Genomic DNA, 21,122 nt, shown 5'->3' with positions numbered 1-21,122 from the left:
TGGCCCACCAGTTCGACCCGGAGGGCAATCGGCACAGGTTGCCTACTGCTGGTTCTCCTGCTCGGTGAACAGGTCGCTGAACAGCATGCTGGACAGGTAGCGCTCGCCGGAGTCCGGCAGGATCACCACGATGGTCTTGCCTTGCATTTCCGGGGTTTCCGCCAGGCGTACCGCCACGGCCATCGCTGCCCCGCAGGAAATACCGCAGAGGATGCCTTCCTCCTGCATCAGGCGCAGGGCCATGGCCTTGGATTCCTCGTCGGTCACCAGCTCCACCCGGTCCACCATTTCCAGGTCCAGGTTCTTGGGCACGAAACCGGCGCCAATGCCCTGGATCTTGTGCGGGCTGGGCTTGATCTCTTGCCCGGCGAGCTTCTGGCTGATCACTGGCGAGGTGGCGGGCTCTACCGCCACCGCAAGGATCGGCTTGCCCTGGGTCTTCTTGATGTAGCGCGACACGCCGCTGATGGTGCCACCAGTGCCGACGCCGGCCACCAGCACATCCACCGCGCCATCGGTGTCGTTCCAAATCTCCGGGCCGGTGGTCTTTTCATGGATCGCCGGGTTGGCCGGGTTATCGAACTGCTGCGGCATGAAGTACTTGCCCGGGTCGCTGGCAACGATTTCCGCCGCCTTGTCGATAGCGCCCTTCATGCCCTTGGCCGGCTCGGTGAGCACCAGCTCTGCCCCCAGGGCCTTGAGCACCTTGCGTCGCTCGATACTCATGGAGGCCGGCATGGTCAGCATCAGCTTGTAGCCACGGGCCGCGGCCACGAAGGCCAGGCCAATCCCGGTGTTGCCCGAGGTGGGTTCGACGATGGTCATGCCCGGCTTGAGCCGGCCCGTGCTTTCGGCGTCCCAGATCATGTTGGCGCCGATGCGGCATTTCACCGAGTAGCCCGGGTTGCGCCCTTCGATCTTGGCCAGGATGGTCACCCCACGCGGAGCGATGCGGTTGATCTGCACCAAGGGCGTGTTACCGATGGAATGGGCATTGTCAGCAAAAATTCGGCTCATGGCTGGGTCCTTATGCAGCAGTGAAGAAGTCCCCAAGGGTATGCCTGGCATCCTTGAGCGTCCAGTCGCGCCGAACGACCTGGAGCCTGGGCAGTCAATGCCTTTATAGGACTGGAGGCTGCCACCCATGAAACGTCGCTATCGTTGGCCCCTGTGGACCCTGGCGGGCCTGGTCGTGCCGCTGGCCGGCCTGCACATCGCCCTGCCCTACCTGGTACGTGACTACCTGAATGACAAGCTCGCGGACATGGGCGACTACCGTGGCCGGGTCAACGATGTCGACCTGGCCCTGTGGCGCGGTGCCTACCGCATCAACGGCCTGGAGATCGTCAAGGTCAGCGGCAAGGTGCCGGTGCCTTTCGTCAAGGCGCCGTTGATCGACCTGGCGGTGAGCTGGCATGCGCTGTGGTACGACCACGCGGTGGTGGCGCGGGTGCAGTTCGCCCAGCCCCAGGTGAACTTCGTCGATGGCGGCGACAGCCAGGCTTCGCAGACCGGTGCCGGCACCGACTGGCGGGCGCAACTGGGCAAGCTGCTGCCCATCACCCTGGATGAAGTGCGGATCGATGACGGCACCCTGCACTTTCGCAACTTCGGCTCCAATCCACCGGTGAACCTGGGCGCAACCCAGGTCAATGCCAGCTTCTACAACCTGACCAACGTGGTCGACACCCAGGGCAAACGCGACGCCCGCTTCGAGGGCAAGGCCCTGCTGCTGGGCCAGGCGCCCCTGGAAACCAGTGCCACCTTCGACCCCCTGAGCAACTTCGAGGACTTCGAGTTCCGCCTGCGAGCCCGGGATATCGAGCTCAGGCGCTTCAACGACTTCGCCTCGGCCTACGGCAAGTTCGATTTCAAGGCCGGGCACGGCGACCTGGTGATCGAGGCCCAGGCCGAGAAGGGCCAACTGCACGGCTACATCAAGCCGCTGCTGCGGGACGTGGAAGTCTTCGACTGGCAACAGGACGTCGAGAACCGCGACAAGAATGTGTTCCGCTCGGTCTGGGAAGCCCTGGTGGGCGCCGGGGAAACCCTGCTGAAGAACCAACGCAAGAACCAATTCGCCACCCGGGTCGAGCTCAGCGGCAACGTACACCAGCAAGATGCCAGCACATTTCAGGCGTTTTTGCAGATTTTGCGCAACGGTTTCATCCAGGCCTTCAATGCCCGCTACGAACAGCCCAAGCCGTCGACTGACTGAGTCACCCCGTGACGCTCCATTCAGAGACTGAATGGAGCGTCTGCGTTCACACTCGAGCAGGCGCCGCGTTATAGTCGCGCCATCACCCCCCTATTCAACCGACCTGCCCCGGGCAGCTCGCCGTCACCGTTCGAGGAATTGCAGATGAAGTTCGAAGGCACCAGCGCATACGTCGCCACCGATGACCTGAAGCTGGCAGTCAACGCCGCCATCACCCTGGAGCGTCCGCTGCTGGTCAAGGGCGAACCCGGCACCGGCAAGACCATGCTCGCCGAGCAGTTGGCCGAGTCCTTCGGTGCCAAGCTGATCACCTGGCACATCAAGTCCACCACCAAGGCCCACCAGGGGCTCTATGAATACGATGCGGTGAGCCGCCTGCGCGATTCGCAGCTGGGCGTGGACAAGGTCCACGACATCCGCAACTACCTGAAGAAGGGCAAGCTGTGGGAGGCCTTCGAATCCGAGGAGCGGGTGATCCTGCTGATCGACGAGATCGACAAGGCCGATATCGAGTTCCCCAACGACCTGCTGCAAGAGCTCGACAAGATGGAGTTCTACGTCTACGAGATCGACCAGACCATCAAGGCCAAGCAGCGGCCGATCATCATCATTACCTCCAACAACGAGAAGGAACTGCCGGACGCCTTCCTGCGCCGCTGCTTCTTCCACTACATCGCCTTCCCTGACCGCACGACCCTGCAGAAGATCGTCGACGTGCACTACCCGGACATCAAGAAGGACCTGGTCAGCGAGGCGCTGGATGTGTTCTTCGACGTGCGCAAGGTACCGGGCCTGAAGAAGAAGCCCTCGACCTCGGAACTGGTGGACTGGCTCAAGCTGCTGATGGCCGACAACATCGGCGAGGCCGTGCTGCGCGAACGCGATCCAACCAAGGCCATCCCACCGCTGGCCGGCGCCCTGGTGAAGAACGAGCAGGATGTGCAACTCCTCGAACGCCTGGCCTTCATGAGCCGGCGCGGCAGTCGTTAGGCTCTGCCCAGAAGCTGCCTGCGCGTCGATCATGCTGCGTTAGAAACCGGTTCGGAATGCTCATTTAGCTCGCTAAACTCCGCCTCCTCACCTGTTTCTGCCTTGCCTGATCGCCGCTCGGCGAGCTTTTGAACAGATCCCTAGATCATTAGAGAGCGATAACCATGCTGCTCAACCTGTTCAATGAAATGCGCGCCGCCAAGGTACCGGTGTCGGTGCGCGAGCTGCTGGACCTGATCAACGCCCTCAAGCAGCGCGTGACCTTCGCCGACATGGACGAGTTCTATTACCTGGCCCGGGCGGTCCTGGTGAAGGACGAGCGTCACTTCGACAAGTTCGACCGGGCCTTTGGCGCCTACTTCAACGGCCTGGAGAAGCTCGACGACCACCTGCAGGCGCTGATCCCCGAGGATTGGCTGCGCAAGGAGTTCGAGCGTTCGCTCAGCGATGAGGAACGGGCGCAGATCCAGTCCCTGGGCGGCCTGGACAAGCTGATCGAGGAGTTCAAGAAGCGCCTGGAAGAACAGAAGGAACGCCACGCCGGCGGCAACAAGTGGATCGGCACCGGCGGCACCAGCCCCTTCGGCTCCGGCGGCTTCAACCCCGAAGGCATCCGCGTCGGCGATGCCGGCAAGCGCCAGGGCAAGGCGGTCAAGGTCTGGGACCAGCGCGAGTACAAGAACCTCGACGACTCGGTGGAGCTGGGCACCCGCAACATCAAGGTGGCCCTGCGCCGGCTGCGCAAGTTCGCCCGCCAGGGCGCGGCCGAGGAGCTGGATATCGACGGCACCATCGACCACACCGCCCGGGATGCCGGCCTGCTGAACATCCAGATGCGTCCGGAACGGCGCAACAGCGTCAAGCTGCTGTTGCTGTTCGACATCGGCGGCTCCATGGATGCCCACGTGAAGATCTGCGAGGAACTGTTCTCGGCCTGCAAGACCGAGTTCAAGCACCTGGAGTACTACTACTTCCACAACTTCATCTATGAATCGGTGTGGAAGAACAACCTGCGGCGCGGTTCGGAACGGACTTCGACCCAGGACCTGCTGCACAAGTACGGCGCCGACTACAAGGTGATCTTCGTCGGCGACGCCGCCATGGCCCCCTATGAAATCACCCAGGCCGGCGGCAGCGTCGAGCACTGGAACGAAGAAGCCGGTTATGTGTGGATGCAGCGCTTCATGGAGAAGTACAAGAAGCTCATCTGGATCAACCCTTACCCGAAGGACACCTGGGGCTATACCGCGTCCACCAACATCGTCCGCGAGCTGATCGAGGACCAGATGTATCCGCTGACCTTGCGCGGCCTGGAAGAAGGCATGCGCTTCCTGTCCAAGTAGGCGGCGCTCTTGCTGGGGCGGCACAGCCGCCCCTGCGGGCCTTTTCGCAGCCTCGCCACGGCTCGACAGCGGCTACACGGTATAACCCGTTTCGTGGAGCCGCTGACGCACGGGCGCGCAGCGGCCGCCACAGCCATCAGCCACTACACAAAGCGGCGCAAGAACGCCAACTGCTGCCGATGCGCTGTCTCCTGCACCACCGGCGCCAGGCGCACCTGGCTACCCGGCAGGCACTGCGCCAGCCGCGCCAGGGACAAGGGCGTCAGCGCCCCCAGGCGTGGATAACCACCGATGGTCTGCCGGTCATTGAGCAGTACGATCGGCTGGCCATCCGGCGGTACCTGGACCGCACCCAGGGCGATGCCCTCGGAAATCATCGGCTGGCCCTGGTACTGCAATTTCGGCCCCAGCAATCGCGCGCCCATGCGATCGGCCCGGCTGTCCAGGACCCAGTCGCTGTTGAAGGCGTCGAACAGGCTCAAGCCACTGAACTGGCCCACCTGGGCCCCAAGAATCAACTCCAGCGGCGCAGCGGATTGCAAATCCGGCATCTGCACCGCCGCCAGGCTACGCAGCGCACCCGCCGTTCCCGAGTACCCCAGCACATCGCCCTCGCTCAAGGACCGGCCCAGTCCATCGAGACCGCCCAGGGCTTCACGCAGCACACTGGCACAACTGCCCAGCACCCTGGGCGCATCGAAACCACCCGGTGCCGCCAGATAGGCCCGGGCCCCGGAGACCGGCTGGGTGAGGCGCAGCCGCTGGCCTTTTTGCAGGATGAAGCTGCGCCCCGGCGCCAAGGGGCGTTCATCCACATAAGCCCCCAGGTCGGCTCCTGCCAGCGCCAGCAGGCAGTAGTCCTCGGCCAGCAGGGTAAAGCCGCCCAGGGTGACTTCCACCACAGGGGCATCCAGGGCATTGCCCAGCAGCCAGTTGGCCCAGGACATCGACACCCAGTCCAGCGCCCCGCCCTGGGTCACGCCCAAGTGGCGCACGCCAAAGCGTCCCGCGTCCTGCAATAGGCACAAGGGGGTGCTGGCCTCGATCGACAAACGGCTCATGCCGACACCTCCAGAGGCCGGTCGTCACCTCCCAGGCGGATGAACTCCGCATGCTCCACCGGCGCAAAGCGCACCCGGTCCCCCGGCTGCAACAGGCTATAGCCATCACGCTGGCGATCGAACAAACGACTCGGTGTCCGCCCGATCAGGTTCCAGCCCCCGGGCGAGACCACCGGGTACGCGGCGGTCTGGCGCTCGGCAATACCAACGCTACCGGCTGCCACGCGCTTGCGTGGAGTATCGAGCCGGGGCGCTGCCAGCAACTCTTGCACCAGCCCCATGAACGCGAATCCGGGGGCAAACCCCAGGGCGAACACCTGGTACTCGCGCTGGCTATGGCATTCGATCACCTCGGCCACCGACAACCCGCTACGCCGGGACAACAGCGCCAGCTCCGGCCCGACGCTGGGGTCATACCACACCGGCAGCACGTGCTCGCGCCCACCCCGGGCATCGAGCGGGGCCAACTCGGCCAGGGCCGTATCGATCAACGCTCGTGCCTCGGACGGCGCCAGGGCATGCAGGTCGTAATGCAGCATCAGCGTGGTGTAGGACGGCACCAGGTCGATCAACCAGGTGCCGAAAGCCTGGCGCAAACGCTCGGCAGCGGACAGCATCCAGGGCATGTTGTCTTCGGCGATGCTCTCGAACAGACGCACCATCAGGCAATCGATGGCCACCACTTCAATCGTTGGTTTCATAGACCGCACTGCTGGTTCAAGGCTTCACGGATGCGCTGTACCGCTGCCACCGAGCTGGCGTTGTCGCCATGCACGCACAGGGTATTGGCCTGTAGCAGCAAGGCGCTGCCATCGCTGGCGACCAGGGGTTCGCCTCGGGCAATGGTCAGGGCTTGCCGGACGATGATCTCGGGGTCGTGGTGCACCGAACCGGGTACCTGGCGCGATACCAGGTGCCCGGCATTGTCATAGGCCCGGTCGGCGAAGGCCTCGAACCACAGGGTCACGCCATGTTCGTCCCCCAGGGCCTGGACCGCACTGTTGTCGCGAGTGGCCATGAGCATCAGCGGCAGTTGCCGGTCGTAGGCCGCGACCGCCTGGATCACCGCCCGCAACTGGCTCGGCTTGGCCATCATGTCGTTGTACAGGGCGCCGTGGGGCTTGACGTAGCTGACCTGCGTCCCCTGGGCCCGGCAGATGCCATCGAGGGCACCGACCTGGTAGTGCAGCAGGTCCTGGATCTCTTGTGGGGAATAGCTCATGGAGCGGCGACCGAAGCCAGCCAGGTCCTGATAGGCAGGGTGGGCCCCGATACGCACGCCATTGGCCAGGGCCAGGCTCACGGTCTTGCGCATGATCCCCGGGTCGCCGGCATGGAAACCGCAAGCGATGTTGGCGCAATCGATAAAGGGCATGACCTCGGCATCCAGGCCCATGGTCCAGTTGCCAAAGCTTTCGCCAATGTCGCAGTTCAATAGCAGGCGGCTCATGGTCGGCACTCCTGTGTTGTTATAGGTTTGCGCTGCAAGGCAGCGATACCGCGCCTCGCAGGTTATCAGTTAGCGTGCCTCGAGTTCCTTGCCCCGGGTCTCCGGCAGGCTCAAGGCCGACAGCACCACCAGGGCGTAGGAAACCGCGGCGAAGGTGCCGATGGCCACGCTCAACGCGACATGTTGGCTGAGCAGGCCGATCAGCAGTGGAAACAGCGCCGCTACTGCCCGGCCGCTGTTGTAGCAGAAGCCCTGCCCCGAACCCCGGATGCGCGTGGGGAACAGCTCGGTGAGGAAGGCCCCCATGCCACTGAAGATACCCGAGGCGAAGAAGCCCAGGGGAAAACCCAGCCAGAGCATCACGGCGTTGCTGACCGGCATCTGCGTATAGAGCAGGATGATGGTGAAGGAGCCGGCGGCGAACAGTACGAAGTTCTTCTTGCGCCCCAGGATATCGGTCAGGTAGGCACTGATCACATACCCCACGTAGGAACCGACGATCACCATGGCCAGGTAGCCACCGGTGCTGAGCACGCTCAGGCCGCGCTCGGTCTTGAGGAAGGTCGGCAGCCAGAAAGTAATGGCGTAGTAGCCGCCCTGGGCACCCGCGGCCAGGAGCGAGGCCCGCAGGGTGGTACTGATGATCCCCGGGGCGAAGATCTCGTAGAAGCGCGGTGGATTGCTCGGCGCCTCCTTGGCCCGGGTTTCCCGATAGACCTCGGGGTCCTTGACCAGGCGCCGGACGAAAATCACGAAGATCGCCGGCAGGATGCCGAGGATGAACAGGCCACGCCAGGCGTCTTCCGGCGGGAGCAGGGAAAACAACAGTGCATAGAGCAACGCCGTCAGCCCCCAGCCCAGTGCCCAGCCGGACTGCACCATGCCCACTGCCTTGCCACGGTTCTGGGCGCGGATCACTTCACCGATCAGCACCGCACCGGCGGTCCATTCGCCACCGAAGCCGAACCCCATCAGGGTCCGGGCCACCAGAAGCTGTTCATAGTTCTGGGCCAGGCCGCAGACAAAGGTGAAGAAGGCGAACCACAGCACCGTGAGTTGCAGGGTGCGCACCCGGCCAATGCGGTCGGAGAGAATCCCGGCGATCCAGCCGCCCAGGGCCGAGGCGAGCAAGGTGCTGGTATGAATCAGGCCGGCCTCGGCCGAGGTGATCCCCCAGAGCGCGATCAGTGTCGGGATCACGAAGCTGAGCATCTGGGTGTCCATGCCGTCCAGGCCATAGCCGATCTTGCAGCTCCAGAACGCCCGGCGCTCCTGCTGGTTGATGTCTGTATACCAGTCAAACGGGCCGGCGCGGCGCGGGGCCTTGGCGGCCAGTGTCTCGGGCGCACTCATGGCGATCTCCAGGGTTATTGGTGTTGTTCTGGGCCCCGACGACGCATATCGTGGGTCGGCGCATTCTTCGACTCGGGCCTGGCACCCGTCCAACTAATAAAAGCCGTCCCAAGGCATAAGAAAAGTTGATCCCATGAATCTCAAGTTCCTCGAAACCTTCATCTGGGTCGCTCGGCTGAAGAACTTCAGCCTGACTGCGGAAAAGCTCTTCACCACCCAGGCAGCCGTGTCCAGCCGCATCGCGGTGCTGGAGGGTGAGTTGGGGGTCAAGCTGTTCCTGCGCGACTCGCGGGGCGTGAGCCTGACTCCGGAAGGGGAGAAGGTGCTGGAGCATGCCGAACAGATGCTCGACACCCTGCAGGCATTGAAGCAGTCGATAGAGGCGCCCTCGAGCAAGGTCGGGCGGCTGCGGATCGGGGTCATGGACACAGTGATCCACACCTGGCTCAGCCCCCTGGTGGCGCAGATGATGGACCACTATCCCCAGGTGGAAATCGAGCTAGTGGCCGATACCTCGCTCAATCTTTGCGAGCAACTGCAAAAGGGCTTTCTGGACCTGGCGCTGCAGACCGATCTGCTACGCCGGGAAAGCATCCGCAGCCTGGAGCTGGCCAGCTACCCGGTCAGCTGGATCGCCGCCAGCGATTCGATCTACAACCGCCATTACGACTCCCTGGCCGAACTGGCCCGGGAGCGAATCGTCACCTACTCGAAGAATTCCCTGCCCCATCAGCAGGTGATGAGCCTGATGCAAGCCAGCGGCGTGCTGGCTCCCAGGCTCAGTTGCGTCAACTCGGTCTCGGCCATCACCCGCCTGCTGCGCGACGGCTTCGGGATCGGCGCGCTGCCGCCAGTGCTGGTGCGCGAGGAACTGGCCCGGGGCGAGCTGACACAGTTGGACATCGATCAGCGCCCACCGAACCTGCAGGTGGTGGTGTCGTGGCGGGTGGGAGTGGAGTTGGTGGAGGACATCGTCGGGCTGTGCCAGCGCGTCGTGCAACGCTATGCCCAGAAGGTCGGCCAGGAGCATCTGCTCCTGGCACCGTCCCTGTAGAGAGGGCTCAGAGCCCCTTGAGATCGCGCTCTTCGATGGGCCGGCTCTGGCGCAGGCGACGACCGCCGAGCACGACCCAGTCGATCAGCCGGTACAGGCATTCCAGGCCGAAGGACAGCAGCAAGGCGCCGCCCATGGCCCAGGACATCGCCTCCGGGGTCAACAGGATCTGGTAGCTGTAGCCATCCCAGGTTTCCTTGCGGATCTCAGGATCGGCCGCCAGGGCGACTTGCAGCATGCGGATGTACCAGGGGCCTTGCATCGCCTGGTACTGCTTGTCCAGGGCGAGCTGGCGACTGAGCAGGCCGCTCAGGCTGTCGGCATCGCTGCGAAACACCGGATCGTCGCTGGCCCGGTAATGGGCCACCAGGGCGTTCAGGTCGCCCTTGAAGAACTGCTGCGCGGTGGCCTGGAACCCTTGCAGGCTGTTCTGCGATTCGATCATGTGGGCTTCGACCCGCTTGGCGTAGTCGCTGATGAAGCCCGGCACTTGCACACCGATCAACAGGCCGGCCGCGAACAACACCAGACGCAGGTAACTGAGCAACATAGGAGTGTCCTTATTCGGTCTGGCCATGGCTGATGCACTCTCCGCGCCGCCACAGGCTCCACTGTCCCGGCTGGTAGCGGGTCCAGGTTTCGTTTTCGGTCAAGGGTTCGGTGGCGATCACCGTGACCACGTCGTCCGGGGTGGTTTCTGCCTGGAAGTCGACGATCACATCGACATCCTTCAGGCGGGCCGGGCCGAACGGTGCGCGCCGGGTGATCTGCGCCAGCTTGGTGGAGCAGTAGCAGAACAGCCAGTCGCCATCGCTGAGCAAGGCGTTGAACACCCCCTTGCTGCGATACTCGCTGCAGGCCTGGATCAGGATCGGCAGCACTTGCTCGATCGCAACCGGCTCGGGAAATGCCTGGCGGACCCGATTGAGCAAGTCGCAGAACGCCGCCTCGCTGTCGGTATCCCCCACAGGGCGATAGAACTGGGTCTCGGGCTGGAAATCCGCCAACTGGCCGTTATGGGCAAAACACCAGTTGCGGCCCCACAGCTCACGGACAAAAGGATGGGTATTGGCCAGGCAGACCTTGCCGACATTGGCCTGGCGGATATGGCCGATGACCACTTCGCTCTTGATCGGATAGCGCTGCACCAGATTGGCCACTTCCGACTCGCTGCTGGCCGCAGGGTCCTGGAACAGGCGCAGGCCCCGGCCTTCGTAGAAGGCAATGCCCCAACCATCACGATGGGGGCCGGTACGACCGCCACGCTGCATCAGCCCGGTGAAGCTGAAGACGATGTCGGTCGGTACATTGGCGCTCATGCCCAACAATTCACACATGCTCGGACTCTCGCTGCAGTGCCGGGGACAACGTTACAAACGCGGCTCGACCCGCGTGTTCAGGGGAGCACTGCCAGCAGGCGGGCGACCGTAACGGTCATTGCCGGCACTGCCAAAAGGCTGGTCATCTTCCGCTTCAGCCGCCTTGGCTGCGGCTTTCGCCGCTTCGCTGCGCTGGCGGCGCTCGCGCATCGAGCGCTCTATCGGCCAGCGGATCAGCACGAACAGCAGGTACACGCCGAAGGCGATCATGCCGTACATGAACAGATCGGAAACCGCGCGCCAGGCGTTGTTACCCACCTTGAAGGCCATGTCCAGGGCGGTGATGGCCACGGCCGGGGCGATTTTTTCCTTGACCGGGTCGATGATGGTCGGGCTGAACAGCAACACGGCGACCAGCACGCGCAGCGGCTCGCGCAACCAGCGCCACATCCAGCGGGTCAGGCGCATCCATACCAGCAGGCAGCCCAAGGCGGCGAAGGCATAGCAGCCCCAAGCGATCAGATAGTCGTTCTCGGTCATGGTGTCCGTGGCAAGGCAGGCAAAGAGGCGCTTATGATAACGACTTTTCCCGTGTCAGGCTGCCCCGCCGTCTGCCAAGCCCTCATTTGTCATCGTTCGAGAGCCCCCCATGCCCTTACCTGCCAATGACACCAGCGCCCCGATCGCCCACAAGGCCGCCGGCGCTGACCCCTACGCCTGGCTGCAGGAGCGCGACACCGACGCGGTGCTCGATTACCTGAAGGCGGAAAACAGCTACCAGGAACGCCAACTGGCCCAGCAGGCGCCCCTGCGCGAGGCCCTGTTCCAGGAAATCAAGGGACGAATCCTCGAGACCGACCTGTCGCTGCCCTCGCCCTGGGGCCCCTATCTGTATTACACCCGGACCACTGCCGGCGACGAATACGCCCGGCATTACCGCTGCCCACGCCCGGCGGACGACAGCCTGACGGTGGACGAAAGCCGCGAACAACTGCTGCTGGACCCGAACGTCCTGGCCAATGGTGGTTTCTTCTCCCTGGGCGCCTTCAGCATCAGCCCCGACCATCAGCGGCTGGCCTATAGCCTCGACACCAGCGGCGAGGAGACCTACACCCTGTTCGTCAAGGAACTGGCCAACGACAAGGTCAGCGAACTGCCGTTCCAGCAGTGCGACGGCAGCATGACCTGGGCCAACGACAGCCAGACCCTGTTCTTCGGCGAACTGGACGAGACCCATCGTCCACACAAGCTGTTGCGCTATCGCCTGGACGGCACAGCGGCCGAAGAGGTGTTCCATGAACCGGACGGGCGCTTCTTCCTGCATTGCTACCGCGCCAGCTCCGAACGCCACCTGCTGTTGTCCCTGGGCAGCAAGACCACCAGCGAAAGCTGGGCCCTGGACGCCGAGCAGCCGCACCAGCCATTCACCTGCCTGGCGCCCCGGGTCGAGGGCCATGAATACGATGTCGACCACGGCCAGCTCGAAGGCCGCTGGACCTGGTTCATCCGCAGTAATCGCGAGGGCATCAACTTCGCCCTCTACCAGGCCCAGGACACCGGTCGTGTTCCCGACCAGGACGACTGGCGCCTGCTGGTTGCGCATAACCCCGAGGTGATGCTCGACGGCGTGACCCTCAATGCCGGGGCCATGACCCTGAGCCTGCGCGAAGGCGGCCTGCCCATCATCGAGGTGCACCCGCAAGGCCTGCCCAGCTACCGCGTGCAATTGCCAGACGCCGCCTACAGCCTGCACGTACAAAACAGCCTGGAGTTCGCCAGCGAGCGTATCCGCCTGCGCTACGAAGCCTTGAACCGCCCGGCCCAGGTACGCCAGTTGCAACTGGCCGACGGCCAGCAGCAGGTACTCAAGCAGACCCCGGTGCTGGGCGAGTTCGACCCTGATGCCTATGTCAGCCAGCGCCTGTGGGCCACCGCCACCGATGGCACCCGGGTGCCCATCAGCCTGGTGGTCAAGCGCGAGTACCTGGGCCGTCCTACGCCCCTGTACCTGTATGGCTACGGTGCCTATGGCGAGAGCCTCGACCCGTGGTTCTCCCATGCCCGCCTGAGCCTGCTCGATCGCGGCATGGCCTTCGCCATCGCCCATGTGCGAGGTGGCGGCGAGCTGGGCGAAGCCTGGTACCGAGCCGGCAAGCAGGAGCACAAGCAGAACACCTTCAGCGACTTCATCGCCTGCGCCGAGCACCTGGTGGCCCAGGGCCTGACCACCTCCCGCCAGCTGGCCATCAGCGGTGGCAGCGCTGGCGGCCTGCTGATCGGCGCGGTGCTCAACCAGCGCCCCGAGCTGTTCCAGGTGGCCATCGCCGAAGTGCCGTTCGTCGATGTGCTCAACACCATGCTCGACCCGGAACTGCCATTGACCGTCACCGAGTACGACGAATGGGGCAACCCCGAGGAGCCGCAGGTGCATGCACGCATCAAGGCCTACGCCCCTTACGAGAACGTGCAGGCCCAGGCCTACCCGGCCACGCTGGTGATCGCCGGCTACAACGACAGCCGCGTGCAGTACTGGGAAGCCGCCAAGTGGGTGGCCAGGCTGCGGGCGACCAAGACCGACGACAACCTGCTGTTGCTCAAGACCGAACTGGGCGCCGGCCACGGCGGCATGAGCGGGCGCTATCAGGGATTACGTGACGTAGCCCTCGAATATGCCTTTGTCCTGAACATTCTGGGCCTGGGCTGAGGAACTCCCGGCGGCGCTCCTGTCTTAATCCGGGACCGCCGCCGATCCGGGCCTGCGCCCAAGCCACCGACACAAGAAAAAGACCGTGATCCCATGTCCGAACCCACCCTGCTGAACAATGAAATCCGTGACTGGCTGATGGACTGCGGCCTGTTCGACCAACTGTTGCCCGCCGACTTCAACGCGGCGGCCGGCTACTTCAGCATCAGCAGCATCGCCCAGGGCGAGGCGATCTTTCATGAGGGCGATGCCGGTAGCTTCATGTGCATCATCCACAGCGGCCAGGTAGCCGTGCAGAAGCGCAGTCACGACGGCCAGCTCTTGAGCGTCGCGACCCTGCGCAGCGGCCGGGCCTTTGGCGAAATGGCGGTACTCGATGGCGAACGGCGCTCCGCCACCTGCGTGGCGGCCAGCGATTGCCAGTTGCTCAACCTGGGCAAGGACTCCCTGGAGAAAATGCTCAATGATGCGCCGAAGATCGCCGCCAAGATCATCCGCGCCCTGGCTGTCTCGCTGTCCAAGCGCCTGCGCATGGCCGACGGCCAGTTGCTCGCACAGCAGGTCTGACCCTGGCCAGGCCGCTCCCTAGCGACCCGACTTGCTGTCGTTCTGCTCAGGAGCTGGCTGGGTCTGATCCTTGGGCGGCTTGGGCATGTCGATTGGCGGCAACAGCGGCGCGCCGCCATTGCTGGCCTTCGGAGTGCTGGGGGGAGTCACTTGTGGGTAAGGGGTGGGCGTGGCGGTTCCCGGCGTGCCGAGTGTCGGCGTGGGAGTGACCACCGGAGCGCTTTGTGGCTCATCGGCCCAGGTCGGGCCCATTCCTGCGGCAAGGGTCGCCGCCAGTGTCAGCACCGTCGCAATAGTGCGTTTCATCAATGACTCCATGGCTATTGTCTGGCGTCAGGCTACTCCCAACCGCAGGGTTTTGCCTGCCCCAATACGATGTCCCGGCAAGGTTTCGTCATGCCGGGACTGACGAGGCCCCAAGGGCCTGGGCTAAACTTCACCCATTACCGTCATTAGTCTTTCTACAAAGGTGAACCCATGAGTTCGTCCACTCCTAGCTCCAACACCGCCAAGCTGGACCGCATCCTTGCCGACGCCCAGCGCGACCGGGAAATGGGCTACCGCGACAAGGCGCTGAAAATGTACCCCCACGTCTGCGGCCGCTGCGCCCGTGAGTTCTCCGGCAAGCGCCTGAGCGAGCTGACCGTGCACCACCGCGACCACAACCACGACAACAATCCCCAGGACGGCTCCAACTGGGAATTGCTGTGCCTGTACTGCCACGACAACGAACACTCGCGCTACACCGACCAGCAGTATTTCGGCGAGGGCTCCCTGAGCACGCCGAAAGTCGCCAAGGCCACCCACAACCCCTTCGCCGCCCTGGCCGGAATGTTGAAGAAAGACGATTGAGAATGCGGATGTGGCCAGGGCTCTCCCTGGCCACAACGGCCCCCGGCCTTGGAACAATCGCCGTATAATCGCGCTTTTTTCTCCAAGGCTCCTCGCTCGTGGCAAACAAAAGGTACAGCTGCATCGGTTTGTATAACCCCAAGTCACCGGAGAACGTCGGTTCGGTGATGCGCGCCGCTGGCTGCTATGGCGTCGCCTCGGTGTTCTACACCGGCAAGCGCTATGAACGTGCCCGCGACTTCGTCACCGACACCAAGAAAGTCCATCAGGACATTCCGCTGATCGGCATCGACGACCTGAAGAAGATCCTCCCCTTAGGCTGTATTCCCGTTGCCGTGGAGCTGGTCGAAGGCGCCCGCCCACTGCCCGAATACACCCACCCGGATCGCGCCCTGTACATTTTCGGCCCGGAAGACGGCTCCCTCGACAAGGAAATCCGCGACTGGTGCGAAGACGTGATCTACATCCCCACCAACGGCTGCATGAATTTGGCGGCCACGGTCAACGTGGTGCTCTACGACCGCCTGGCCAAGGGCAACAACACCCGCTCCGGTCCCAAGTTCTGAAGCATCGCCGCTCGATGCCCGGGAACCGCCAGGGGCTCTTCGCAGTCAGCCCTATATCACTCACCGCCCCAGGAGACAGATCATGAGCGAGCGCAAACAGTTGCAGACGATAGAGTCGACCCCGTTCCAGAGCCCTTCGCAGCAGAACGTCCAGGGTTGGGAGCGCATCGGCTCGCTGGCCGGTGGCGTGGTGATGGTGGGCAAGGGCCTGCGCCGCGGCGGTGTGTTCGGCCTGGTACAGGTGGCGCTCGGCGGTGTGGCCCTGGCCCGAGGCATCACGGGCCACAGTTCGGCCAAGAGCCTGCTGGAAAAGAGCCGCCGGGACATGCACCACGTAAGGACGAAGATCGAACAAGCCTCGGCGGAGCTACGCAACCTGAAGGCCACTGCCGATGCCGCCGGACGTCGTCCAAAGACAACCGCCGAGGATACCAACCTCCCCGCCCCCCAGGACTGAGCCCCGGGTCAACGTAGCAACGGGCTGTCCAGGACCCTGGATGATTCCCCCAGCACGCTTTCGCTCAACTGGATGAACTCGGCGGTACTGACGCTTTCCAGGCGCATCGCCGCTTGCAGCACATCGTCCAGTGAGCGCTTGTTGCGGGTTTTCAGGCGGATCTCCCGATCCAGCTCCTGTAGCAACAGCACCGCCCTGGCCACCGTTGCGCTATCCACCTGCTCGCCGCGCAGGCTGCTGACCTTGTGGCCGTCCCGGGCCAGGCGCTTTTGCAGCACCTGATAGCGCTCATCGCTGATCCCTCCGGCCCGGCGCAACAACTCGATGGCGTAGTACTGGGCCAGTCCTTCGCTGATCCAGTCGCTGTGCTGGCTGTCGTTGATTCGGGCCAGGGATTGCACCAGCTCCCGCAACAGCGGGCTGCTGCCGTTCTCGCCGATCAACGGCAGGCGGCTGTGCAGGTACAACGAATCGCGACCGGCCAGGCTACCGCGCCACATGGGATCAGCGGCGCCGACGATCAGCAGCTTGCCCGGCTGGCGTGGAAACACCGCCTGCACCTGGGGCCAGACGAAAGTGAGCAACGTCAGGATATCCATGCGGCGCATACCCTGGCCCAGGGGTGAAACCACACTGACCTCGGTGCTTCCCAGGCGCGTGCGGCGGCTGCCCAGGTTACCGGCGAGCATCCAGCCAAGGGGACGATCGAACAGGCGCGAGGGGTTATCGATGCGAAAGCGCTGCTTGCCGATCCGCGGCCATGCCGTCTCGACACTCTTCCAGCCGCTGGGCAGTTCGAAATCCAGGCGTGCCACCAGCTCGATGCCATCTTGTTGATCGAGCCGGGCCGGCGGCACCAGCGTCTCACCGCGCACCAAGGCCCAGTTGGCATGGCTGCGGCTGTCGTAGCTGCCCTTCTTCGGGCTATGGCTCAAGCGTACCCGGTAGCTCAGGCTGGCCTTGCCGCTGGCCGGGCGCCAGATACCGCGCTGCTCGCCGGTCTCGGCCGGCGCAGCCTGCCATTGGCCATCGGCCTTGAAGTCGCTGTAGTCACCACTCTGGCCCAGGTCAAAATCCAGGCTGCGCAGCGCCGACCCTTCAGCCAGGGTCAGGCGTACTTCGGCCTGGTCGCTCTGGGGCAGGAAACGCACGTGGTAATCCAGATCGACTTTCTGCGCGGCCCAGGCCGATGCATTCAACGCCAGCAGCGCCATGGCCAGCGCCAGCTTCGCCCTCCCCCTCATACACACTCCTTGCTTGAGAGCCCGCCCTGGGCTCGAGGTCAGCGCGGCGATGCCTCAGCCTGCGCGAAAAATCAGGTGATCCTCCCAGTCTTCTTCCGCCACGCTACCTTCGGCCAGCATGCGTCCGGACTGGGAAATGCGCTCATGGTGCACCGCATCGCGATCGCCGCACACCAGGTGGTGCCAGAGCGGCAGGTCCTTGCCTTCGCTCACCAGGCGGTAACCGCAAGTGGGTGGCAGCCACTTGAATTCATCGGCCTTGCCCGGCGTGAGCTGGATGCAGTCGGGCACCGACTCGCGACGGTTGGCGTAGTCAATGCACTGGCAGGTCTTCAGGTCCAGCAGCTTGCAGGCGATTCGGGTGTAATAGACGCTGTTGTCGTCCTCGTCCTCGAGCTTTTGCAGGCAACACAGGCCGCAGCCATCGCACAACGACTCCCATTCCTCCTGGTCGAGTTGTTCGAGGGTCTTGCGTATCCAGAATGGTTCGACTTTGGCGGCCATGGTTCGAGAATCAGTTTCCAAGGGTGAAAAGGCCGCCAGTCTAGTGCCGAAGGCCCGGCGGGCCAAGCATTGGCGACTGTCGGTAGCCCGGAGCTTGCCAGCCGCCAATGGGCACAGTAGCTTTGCTTTCCGAACCGACCCTCGCCCCGGATGCCATCCACGCTCACCGCGTTGTATCCGGCGCACCCCACGGGGTCAGGAAAGCCTCTGCGCCCAGCCAACTGCGCCTGCCGGTTATTCCATTTTCCCAACGTTGTATGGAGTCTTTGCATGAGCGCCAATCCTCGCGTTGCCGACTACACCATCCACCCGCAATTCACCCAGCGCTGGTCACCACGGGCCTTCACCGCAGAAGCCATCCCTGAGGAAACCCTGCTGAGCTTCTTCGAAGCCGCACGCTGGGCACCTTCGGCCTACAACTCGCAACCCTGGCGCTTTCTCTATGCCCGCCGCGACACGCCGAACTGGGAACGCTTCCTGGGCCTGCTCAACGAATTCAACCGTGGCTGGGCGCAACACGCTTCGGCCCTGGTGATCGTGATGTCCAAGACCACCTTCACCGCCCCAGGCGCCAGCGAGGAAACCCCGGCCCTGTGGCACACCTTCGACACCGGTTCGGCCTGGGGCCACCTGGCACTGCAAGCCAGCCTCAGCGGCTGGCACACCCATGGCATGGCCGGCTTCGACCAGGAGCTGACCCGCAAGGAGCTGAAGATTCCCGAAGGCTATGCCCTACACGCTGCCGTGGCAGTGGGCAAGCTGGGCGACAAGTCGACCCTGGCCGACTACCTGCAGGCCCGCGAAGTACCGAGCCCGCGTCGCCCACTGAGCGAAACCGTATCCGAAGGCGACTTCAATCTCTAAACAAGCCTCAAGCTGCAAACCTCAAGCTTGGAGCTTGGAGCTTGGAGCTTGCCGCTTCGGCGTCCTAGTAGCCCCGGGCGAAATCCACTTCGCCGCGCAGGGGCTGCTTGGACTGGTAGGCCCGCAGGTTCTCCACGAACAGCTGCACCATCAGTTCCGGCGAGGTCGGTGCCGAGCTGTGGCCCGTCAGCAGCAGGCCCCAGGCAGTCCAGAACGGATGGCGCTGTGGCAATGGTTCCTGGCGACAGACATCGATCACCGCGCCAGCCAGGTGGCCGTCCTTGAGGGCCTGCACCAGGTCCGCATCGACCACCGACACACCACGTCCGACATTGATGAACAAGCCCGTTGACTTGAATTGCTTGAACAGCGCCGCATCGTACAAGTCATGGGTGCTGGGCGTGTTGGGCAACAGGTTGACCACGTAATCCACCTCGCCCACCAGCCGTCCCAGGTCCTTGAGGCCGGCGACCTCGATAAAGGGCGCCTGTTCACGGGCCTGGCTGGCGATGCCATAGAGCTTGACGCCGAACGGCACCAGGAATTGCGCCACGCTCTGGCCGATATCACCGGTACCGACGATCAGGACCTTGCGCCCTACCAGGCTCTGGCCCAGGCGGTTGTCCCACTTGCGTTCCACCTGGCTGACCAGGCGCGCCAACACTTCGCGCTCGTGGCCCAGGATGTAGGTCAGCACGTACTCGGCCATCACCTGGCCGAAGATCCCCACCGCCCGGGTCAGGCGATAGTGGCGAGGCAGGCCATCGGCCAGCAAGGGCGTGATGCCGGCCCATGTCGATTGCAACCACTGGGGCTTGTGCCCCTGGCGCAGCAGGGTCGCCAACAGGTCCGGCTGGCCGAGCCATACCGGGCAGTCCACTGCCAGGCGAGCCAATTCGGCGGAATCGCCACTGGTCAGAACATCCAGGTCCGCAGCCGCCTGACGCAACAGGCGGGCATAAATAGCGTGGTCGTGTTCGGCAATCAGAACGCGCATGGTTCAAACCTTAAAAAACGGTGCAGGCCACCGTCGATGGAGTGTCGCTCCATCGTTCAGGGTGGCCAGGTCAGTCAAGTGCACAGCAAGGGCGTCCGGGACCGAGCGCCTACCAGGAGTCAGACCGGATCATTGCGGCGTAGCAACTCTTCGGGCAGGTGCTCGATGTACTCGTCTTCGGCCGGTGGCATCTGCAGGTGATAACCCTGCTTGTCGAGATTCTCCAGCACTTTCTGGATATCTTCCCGAGCCAGCTTGCGCTCCGGGGTCAACACCAGGTCGAAGGCATGCTGCGGCTTGCCGAACGCCGCCAGCAGGGTTTCCGGCACGCGCTCCAGGGCTTCGCTCTTGAGCACGTAGAGGTACATCTCGTTCTTGCGCGGGCTTCGGTAGATGGAGCAGATATGTTTCAAGGCTGTTCTCCGGCAGTGGCCAGGCTGTCCAGCAGCGCCTGGCCCATCAATTCGCGGCGCCAGCCACGCAGCGAATCAGGCAATTGGTAAGGCCCATTGGGAAAGCCGCTCTTGAGCAGGCTTTCCAGGGTTTTCTTGCGCAGCATCAGTTCCGGCGCGATGTCCAGGCGCTCCGCTTCGGCCTGGCCCACCGCCTTCAGGCGCTTGAGCAGGGCCGACGCTTCGATCGGCAACGGCTCGGGCAGGGCCGGCGGCCACTGCTCCGGACCGAGCTTGGCGGTGCGCTTGATCAGGTCCAGGAGGAACTCGCCATCCTGGCGTACGGTCCGTGGGTGCATGTCTTCGATCTTGGCCAGCGCCGACAAGGTATCGGGCTGGGTCCTGGCCAGGGGCCAGAGCGCATGTTCACGAACGATTCGATTGCGCGGCAAGTCGCGGGCTCGCGCCTCACGCTCGCGCCAGGCACACAGCTCGCGCAGTACCGCCAGCTGGGCACGGGACAGTTTCCAGGCCAGCTTGGCATCGCGGTAAACCTCGTTGGGGTCCACTTCGCGACGCAGGTTGGCCACCAGCTCGGCACCGTCCTCAAGCACCCAGCGGTACTTGTCGTCAGACAGCTTGGCACGCAACTGGCCGAACACCTGGGCCAGGTGCACGGCATCTTCGGCGGCATAGCTGACCTGGGTTTCCGAGAGCGGGCGTTGCAGCCAGTCGGAGCGGGTCTCGCCCTTGGGCAACTCGATGCCCAGGACTTCCTGCACCAGGCGCGAATAACCCATGGAGAACCCCAGGTTCAGGTAAGCCGCCGCCAGTTGCGTATCGAACAACGGCGCGGGCAGGCTCCCTGTCAGGCGCAGCAGGACTTCGAGATCCTCGCTGCAGGCGTGCACCACCTTGACCACTGCCGGGTTCTCCAGCAGCTCGGCCAAGGGTTGCCAGTTGTCGATGGTCAAAGGGTCAATCAGGTAGGCGCGCTGCCCATCACCCACCTGCAACAGGCCGGCGATGGGATAGAAAGTGTCGACCCGCATGAATTCGGTGTCGAGGGCGACGAAGGGCAGGTGCTGCCATTCGGCGCAAAACTGACCGAGGCTATCGTTGTCGCGAATCCAGTGTATATCGATGGCCACACGGCTCTCCCTTGAAGAATGGCGCGCAGTATATAT

Annotated in this window: 24 protein-coding genes; 10 read left to right on the top strand and 14 right to left on the bottom strand. The window is 63.8% G+C overall.

Annotation, left to right across the window (positions count from 1 at the left end; translation table 11 throughout):
• Nucleotides 1-42: 42 nt before the first annotated feature.
• Nucleotides 43-1,017, bottom strand: coding sequence for a cysteine synthase A (gene cysK / locus I9018_RS07820; protein ID WP_068586047.1), 975 nt, complete (start codon nucleotides 1,015-1,017; stop codon nucleotides 43-45).
• Between the two features lie 127 nt (nucleotides 1,018-1,144).
• Between cysK and I9018_RS07815 the strand changes: the two genes are divergently transcribed.
• The 3 genes from I9018_RS07815 (at nucleotide 1,145) to I9018_RS07805 (ending at nucleotide 4,551) form a co-directional block, all read left to right on the top strand.
• Nucleotides 1,145-2,218 (top strand): DUF748 domain-containing protein, encoded by a 1,074-nt coding sequence (locus tag I9018_RS07815; RefSeq protein WP_241109142.1) that lies wholly within the window; start codon nucleotides 1,145-1,147, stop codon nucleotides 2,216-2,218.
• A 144-nt stretch (nucleotides 2,219-2,362) separates the two neighbouring features.
• Nucleotides 2,363-3,208: a MoxR family ATPase gene (locus tag I9018_RS07810; protein ID WP_085596012.1), complete on the top strand. Its 846-nt coding sequence runs from the start codon at nucleotides 2,363-2,365 to the stop codon at nucleotides 3,206-3,208.
• A gap of 164 nt (nucleotides 3,209-3,372) precedes the next feature.
• Complete coding sequence (locus I9018_RS07805; RefSeq protein ID WP_124346049.1) at nucleotides 3,373-4,551, top strand: VWA domain-containing protein; 1,179 nt, start codon at nucleotides 3,373-3,375, stop codon at nucleotides 4,549-4,551.
• 143 nt (nucleotides 4,552-4,694) lie between these two features.
• Here the strand turns inward: I9018_RS07805 and I9018_RS07800 are convergent, their stop codons facing one another.
• From I9018_RS07800 to I9018_RS07785, 4 genes are all read right to left on the bottom strand, one after another.
• Nucleotides 4,695-5,612, bottom strand: coding sequence for a biotin-dependent carboxyltransferase family protein (locus I9018_RS07800; RefSeq protein ID WP_068586060.1), 918 nt, complete (start codon nucleotides 5,610-5,612; stop codon nucleotides 4,695-4,697).
• On the bottom strand, nucleotides 5,609-6,313 hold the full coding sequence (pxpB, locus tag I9018_RS07795) for a 5-oxoprolinase subunit PxpB (RefSeq protein WP_241109141.1): 705 nt from the start codon (nucleotides 6,311-6,313) through the stop codon (nucleotides 5,609-5,611). The genes I9018_RS07800 and pxpB overlap by 4 nt, the downstream gene beginning before the upstream one ends.
• A complete protein-coding gene (locus I9018_RS07790; protein ID WP_241109140.1) occupies nucleotides 6,310-7,062 on the bottom strand; it encodes a 5-oxoprolinase subunit PxpA in 753 nt (250 codons plus the stop codon). The genes pxpB and I9018_RS07790 overlap by 4 nt, the downstream gene beginning before the upstream one ends.
• 69 nt (nucleotides 7,063-7,131) lie before the next feature.
• On the bottom strand, nucleotides 7,132-8,415 hold the full coding sequence (locus I9018_RS07785; RefSeq protein WP_241109139.1) for an MFS transporter: 1,284 nt from the start codon (nucleotides 8,413-8,415) through the stop codon (nucleotides 7,132-7,134).
• 133 nt (nucleotides 8,416-8,548) lie between these two features.
• Here I9018_RS07785 and I9018_RS07780 point away from each other — a divergent pair, with 133 nt between their 5' ends.
• Complete coding sequence (locus I9018_RS07780; protein WP_241109138.1) at nucleotides 8,549-9,469, top strand: LysR family transcriptional regulator; 921 nt, start codon at nucleotides 8,549-8,551, stop codon at nucleotides 9,467-9,469.
• A gap of 7 nt (nucleotides 9,470-9,476) precedes the next feature.
• On the opposite strand, the gene I9018_RS07775 is transcribed toward I9018_RS07780, so the two are convergent.
• From I9018_RS07775 to I9018_RS07765, 3 genes are read right to left on the bottom strand one after another with little or no spacing between them, the layout of a single operon-like run.
• Nucleotides 9,477-10,019 carry a DUF2937 family protein gene (locus tag I9018_RS07775; protein ID WP_241109137.1) on the bottom strand — a complete coding sequence of 181 codons (543 nt, stop codon included), beginning with the start codon at nucleotides 10,017-10,019 and terminating at the stop codon, nucleotides 9,477-9,479.
• A 10-nt stretch (nucleotides 10,020-10,029) separates the two neighbouring features.
• A complete protein-coding gene (locus I9018_RS07770) occupies nucleotides 10,030-10,806 on the bottom strand; it encodes a class II glutamine amidotransferase (protein ID WP_068586078.1) in 777 nt (258 codons plus the stop codon).
• Between the two features lie 33 nt (nucleotides 10,807-10,839).
• Complete coding sequence (locus I9018_RS07765; RefSeq protein WP_241109136.1) at nucleotides 10,840-11,328, bottom strand: MFS transporter; 489 nt, start codon at nucleotides 11,326-11,328, stop codon at nucleotides 10,840-10,842.
• Nucleotides 11,329-11,437: 109 nt separating this feature from the next.
• Between I9018_RS07765 and I9018_RS07760 the strand changes: the two genes are divergently transcribed.
• Both I9018_RS07760 and I9018_RS07755 read left to right on the top strand, forming a co-directional pair.
• Complete coding sequence (locus tag I9018_RS07760) at nucleotides 11,438-13,492, top strand: S9 family peptidase (RefSeq protein ID WP_124346045.1); 2,055 nt, start codon at nucleotides 11,438-11,440, stop codon at nucleotides 13,490-13,492.
• A gap of 93 nt (nucleotides 13,493-13,585) precedes the next feature.
• On the top strand, nucleotides 13,586-14,059 hold the full coding sequence (locus tag I9018_RS07755) for a cyclic nucleotide-binding domain-containing protein (protein ID WP_068586090.1): 474 nt from the start codon (nucleotides 13,586-13,588) through the stop codon (nucleotides 14,057-14,059).
• 18 nt (nucleotides 14,060-14,077) lie between these two features.
• Here the strand turns inward: I9018_RS07755 and I9018_RS07750 are convergent, their stop codons facing one another.
• The gene (locus I9018_RS07750) at nucleotides 14,078-14,365 is read right to left on the bottom strand and encodes a hypothetical protein (protein ID WP_068586093.1); all 288 of its coding nucleotides are present in this window, start codon (nucleotides 14,363-14,365) and stop codon (nucleotides 14,078-14,080) included.
• 171 nt (nucleotides 14,366-14,536) lie between these two features.
• Between I9018_RS07750 and I9018_RS07745 the strand changes: the two genes are divergently transcribed.
• The 3 genes from I9018_RS07745 (at nucleotide 14,537) to I9018_RS07735 (ending at nucleotide 15,934) form a co-directional block, all read left to right on the top strand.
• Nucleotides 14,537-14,911, top strand: coding sequence for a YajD family HNH nuclease (locus tag I9018_RS07745; RefSeq protein WP_241109135.1), 375 nt, complete (start codon nucleotides 14,537-14,539; stop codon nucleotides 14,909-14,911).
• A 98-nt stretch (nucleotides 14,912-15,009) separates the two neighbouring features.
• A complete protein-coding gene (locus tag I9018_RS07740) occupies nucleotides 15,010-15,477 on the top strand; it encodes an RNA methyltransferase (RefSeq protein WP_031321120.1) in 468 nt (155 codons plus the stop codon).
• A gap of 82 nt (nucleotides 15,478-15,559) precedes the next feature.
• A complete protein-coding gene (locus tag I9018_RS07735) occupies nucleotides 15,560-15,934 on the top strand; it encodes a DUF2892 domain-containing protein (protein WP_241109134.1) in 375 nt (124 codons plus the stop codon).
• Nucleotides 15,935-15,942: 8 nt separating this feature from the next.
• On the opposite strand, the gene I9018_RS07730 is transcribed toward I9018_RS07735, so the two are convergent.
• Complete coding sequence (locus I9018_RS07730) at nucleotides 15,943-17,178, bottom strand: hypothetical protein (protein WP_241109133.1); 1,236 nt, start codon at nucleotides 17,176-17,178, stop codon at nucleotides 15,943-15,945.
• 54 nt (nucleotides 17,179-17,232) lie between these two features.
• Nucleotides 17,233-17,682 (bottom strand): YcgN family cysteine cluster protein, encoded by a 450-nt coding sequence (locus tag I9018_RS07725; protein ID WP_241109132.1) that lies wholly within the window; start codon nucleotides 17,680-17,682, stop codon nucleotides 17,233-17,235.
• 270 nt (nucleotides 17,683-17,952) lie between these two features.
• On the opposite strand from I9018_RS07725, the gene I9018_RS07720 reads away from it, so the two are divergent.
• Complete coding sequence (locus tag I9018_RS07720) at nucleotides 17,953-18,546, top strand: nitroreductase family protein (protein ID WP_068586107.1); 594 nt, start codon at nucleotides 17,953-17,955, stop codon at nucleotides 18,544-18,546.
• 64 nt (nucleotides 18,547-18,610) lie between these two features.
• On the opposite strand, the gene I9018_RS07715 is transcribed toward I9018_RS07720, so the two are convergent.
• The 3 genes from I9018_RS07715 to rnd form a co-directional block, all read right to left on the bottom strand.
• A complete protein-coding gene (locus I9018_RS07715; protein ID WP_068586110.1) occupies nucleotides 18,611-19,543 on the bottom strand; it encodes a D-2-hydroxyacid dehydrogenase in 933 nt (310 codons plus the stop codon).
• 119 nt (nucleotides 19,544-19,662) lie between these two features.
• Entirely contained in the window at nucleotides 19,663-19,956 is a 294-nt protein-coding gene (locus I9018_RS07710; RefSeq protein ID WP_068586113.1) for a YcgL domain-containing protein, read from the bottom strand.
• Entirely contained in the window at nucleotides 19,953-21,086 is a 1,134-nt protein-coding gene (gene rnd, locus I9018_RS07705; protein WP_068586116.1) for a ribonuclease D, read from the bottom strand. Before rnd ends, I9018_RS07710 begins: the two co-directional genes overlap by 4 nt.
• Nucleotides 21,087-21,122 lie beyond the last annotated feature (36 nt).

Origin of the sequence: Pseudomonas sp. MPFS (genome assembly GCF_022537035.1) — a bacterium.
GTDB lineage: Bacteria > Pseudomonadota > Gammaproteobacteria > Pseudomonadales > Pseudomonadaceae > Aquipseudomonas > Aquipseudomonas sessilinigenes.
This window is presented reverse-complemented; position numbering and strand designations above follow the sequence as displayed.

Excerpts from the sequence above, each read along its gene's own strand:
- cysK (WP_068586047.1), bottom strand. The coding sequence starts at position 1,017 with ATGAGCCGAATTTTTGCTGACAATGCCCATTCCATCGGTAACACGCCC.
- I9018_RS07815 (WP_241109142.1), top strand. The coding sequence starts at position 1,145 with ATGAAACGTCGCTATCGTTGGCCCCTGTGGACCCTGGCGGGCCTGGTC.
- I9018_RS07810 (WP_085596012.1), top strand. The coding sequence starts at position 2,363 with ATGAAGTTCGAAGGCACCAGCGCATACGTCGCCACCGATGACCTGAAG.
- I9018_RS07805 (WP_124346049.1), top strand. The coding sequence starts at position 3,373 with ATGCTGCTCAACCTGTTCAATGAAATGCGCGCCGCCAAGGTACCGGTG.
- I9018_RS07800 (WP_068586060.1), bottom strand. The coding sequence starts at position 5,612 with ATGAGCCGTTTGTCGATCGAGGCCAGCACCCCCTTGTGCCTATTGCAG.
- pxpB (WP_241109141.1), bottom strand. The coding sequence starts at position 6,313 with ATGAAACCAACGATTGAAGTGGTGGCCATCGATTGCCTGATGGTGCGT.
- I9018_RS07790 (WP_241109140.1), bottom strand. The coding sequence starts at position 7,062 with ATGAGCCGCCTGCTATTGAACTGCGACATTGGCGAAAGCTTTGGCAAC.
- I9018_RS07785 (WP_241109139.1), bottom strand. The coding sequence starts at position 8,415 with ATGAGTGCGCCCGAGACACTGGCCGCCAAGGCCCCGCGCCGCGCCGGC.
- I9018_RS07780 (WP_241109138.1), top strand. The coding sequence starts at position 8,549 with ATGAATCTCAAGTTCCTCGAAACCTTCATCTGGGTCGCTCGGCTGAAG.
- I9018_RS07775 (WP_241109137.1), bottom strand. The coding sequence starts at position 10,019 with ATGTTGCTCAGTTACCTGCGTCTGGTGTTGTTCGCGGCCGGCCTGTTG.
- I9018_RS07770 (WP_068586078.1), bottom strand. The coding sequence starts at position 10,806 with ATGTGTGAATTGTTGGGCATGAGCGCCAATGTACCGACCGACATCGTC.
- I9018_RS07765 (WP_241109136.1), bottom strand. The coding sequence starts at position 11,328 with ATGACCGAGAACGACTATCTGATCGCTTGGGGCTGCTATGCCTTCGCC.
- I9018_RS07760 (WP_124346045.1), top strand. The coding sequence starts at position 11,438 with ATGCCCTTACCTGCCAATGACACCAGCGCCCCGATCGCCCACAAGGCC.
- I9018_RS07755 (WP_068586090.1), top strand. The coding sequence starts at position 13,586 with ATGTCCGAACCCACCCTGCTGAACAATGAAATCCGTGACTGGCTGATG.
- I9018_RS07750 (WP_068586093.1), bottom strand. The coding sequence starts at position 14,365 with ATGAAACGCACTATTGCGACGGTGCTGACACTGGCGGCGACCCTTGCC.
- I9018_RS07745 (WP_241109135.1), top strand. The coding sequence starts at position 14,537 with ATGAGTTCGTCCACTCCTAGCTCCAACACCGCCAAGCTGGACCGCATC.
- I9018_RS07735 (WP_241109134.1), top strand. The coding sequence starts at position 15,560 with ATGAGCGAGCGCAAACAGTTGCAGACGATAGAGTCGACCCCGTTCCAG.
- I9018_RS07730 (WP_241109133.1), bottom strand. The coding sequence starts at position 17,178 with ATGAGGGGGAGGGCGAAGCTGGCGCTGGCCATGGCGCTGCTGGCGTTG.
- I9018_RS07725 (WP_241109132.1), bottom strand. The coding sequence starts at position 17,682 with ATGGCCGCCAAAGTCGAACCATTCTGGATACGCAAGACCCTCGAACAA.
- I9018_RS07720 (WP_068586107.1), top strand. The coding sequence starts at position 17,953 with ATGAGCGCCAATCCTCGCGTTGCCGACTACACCATCCACCCGCAATTC.
- I9018_RS07715 (WP_068586110.1), bottom strand. The coding sequence starts at position 19,543 with ATGCGCGTTCTGATTGCCGAACACGACCACGCTATTTATGCCCGCCTG.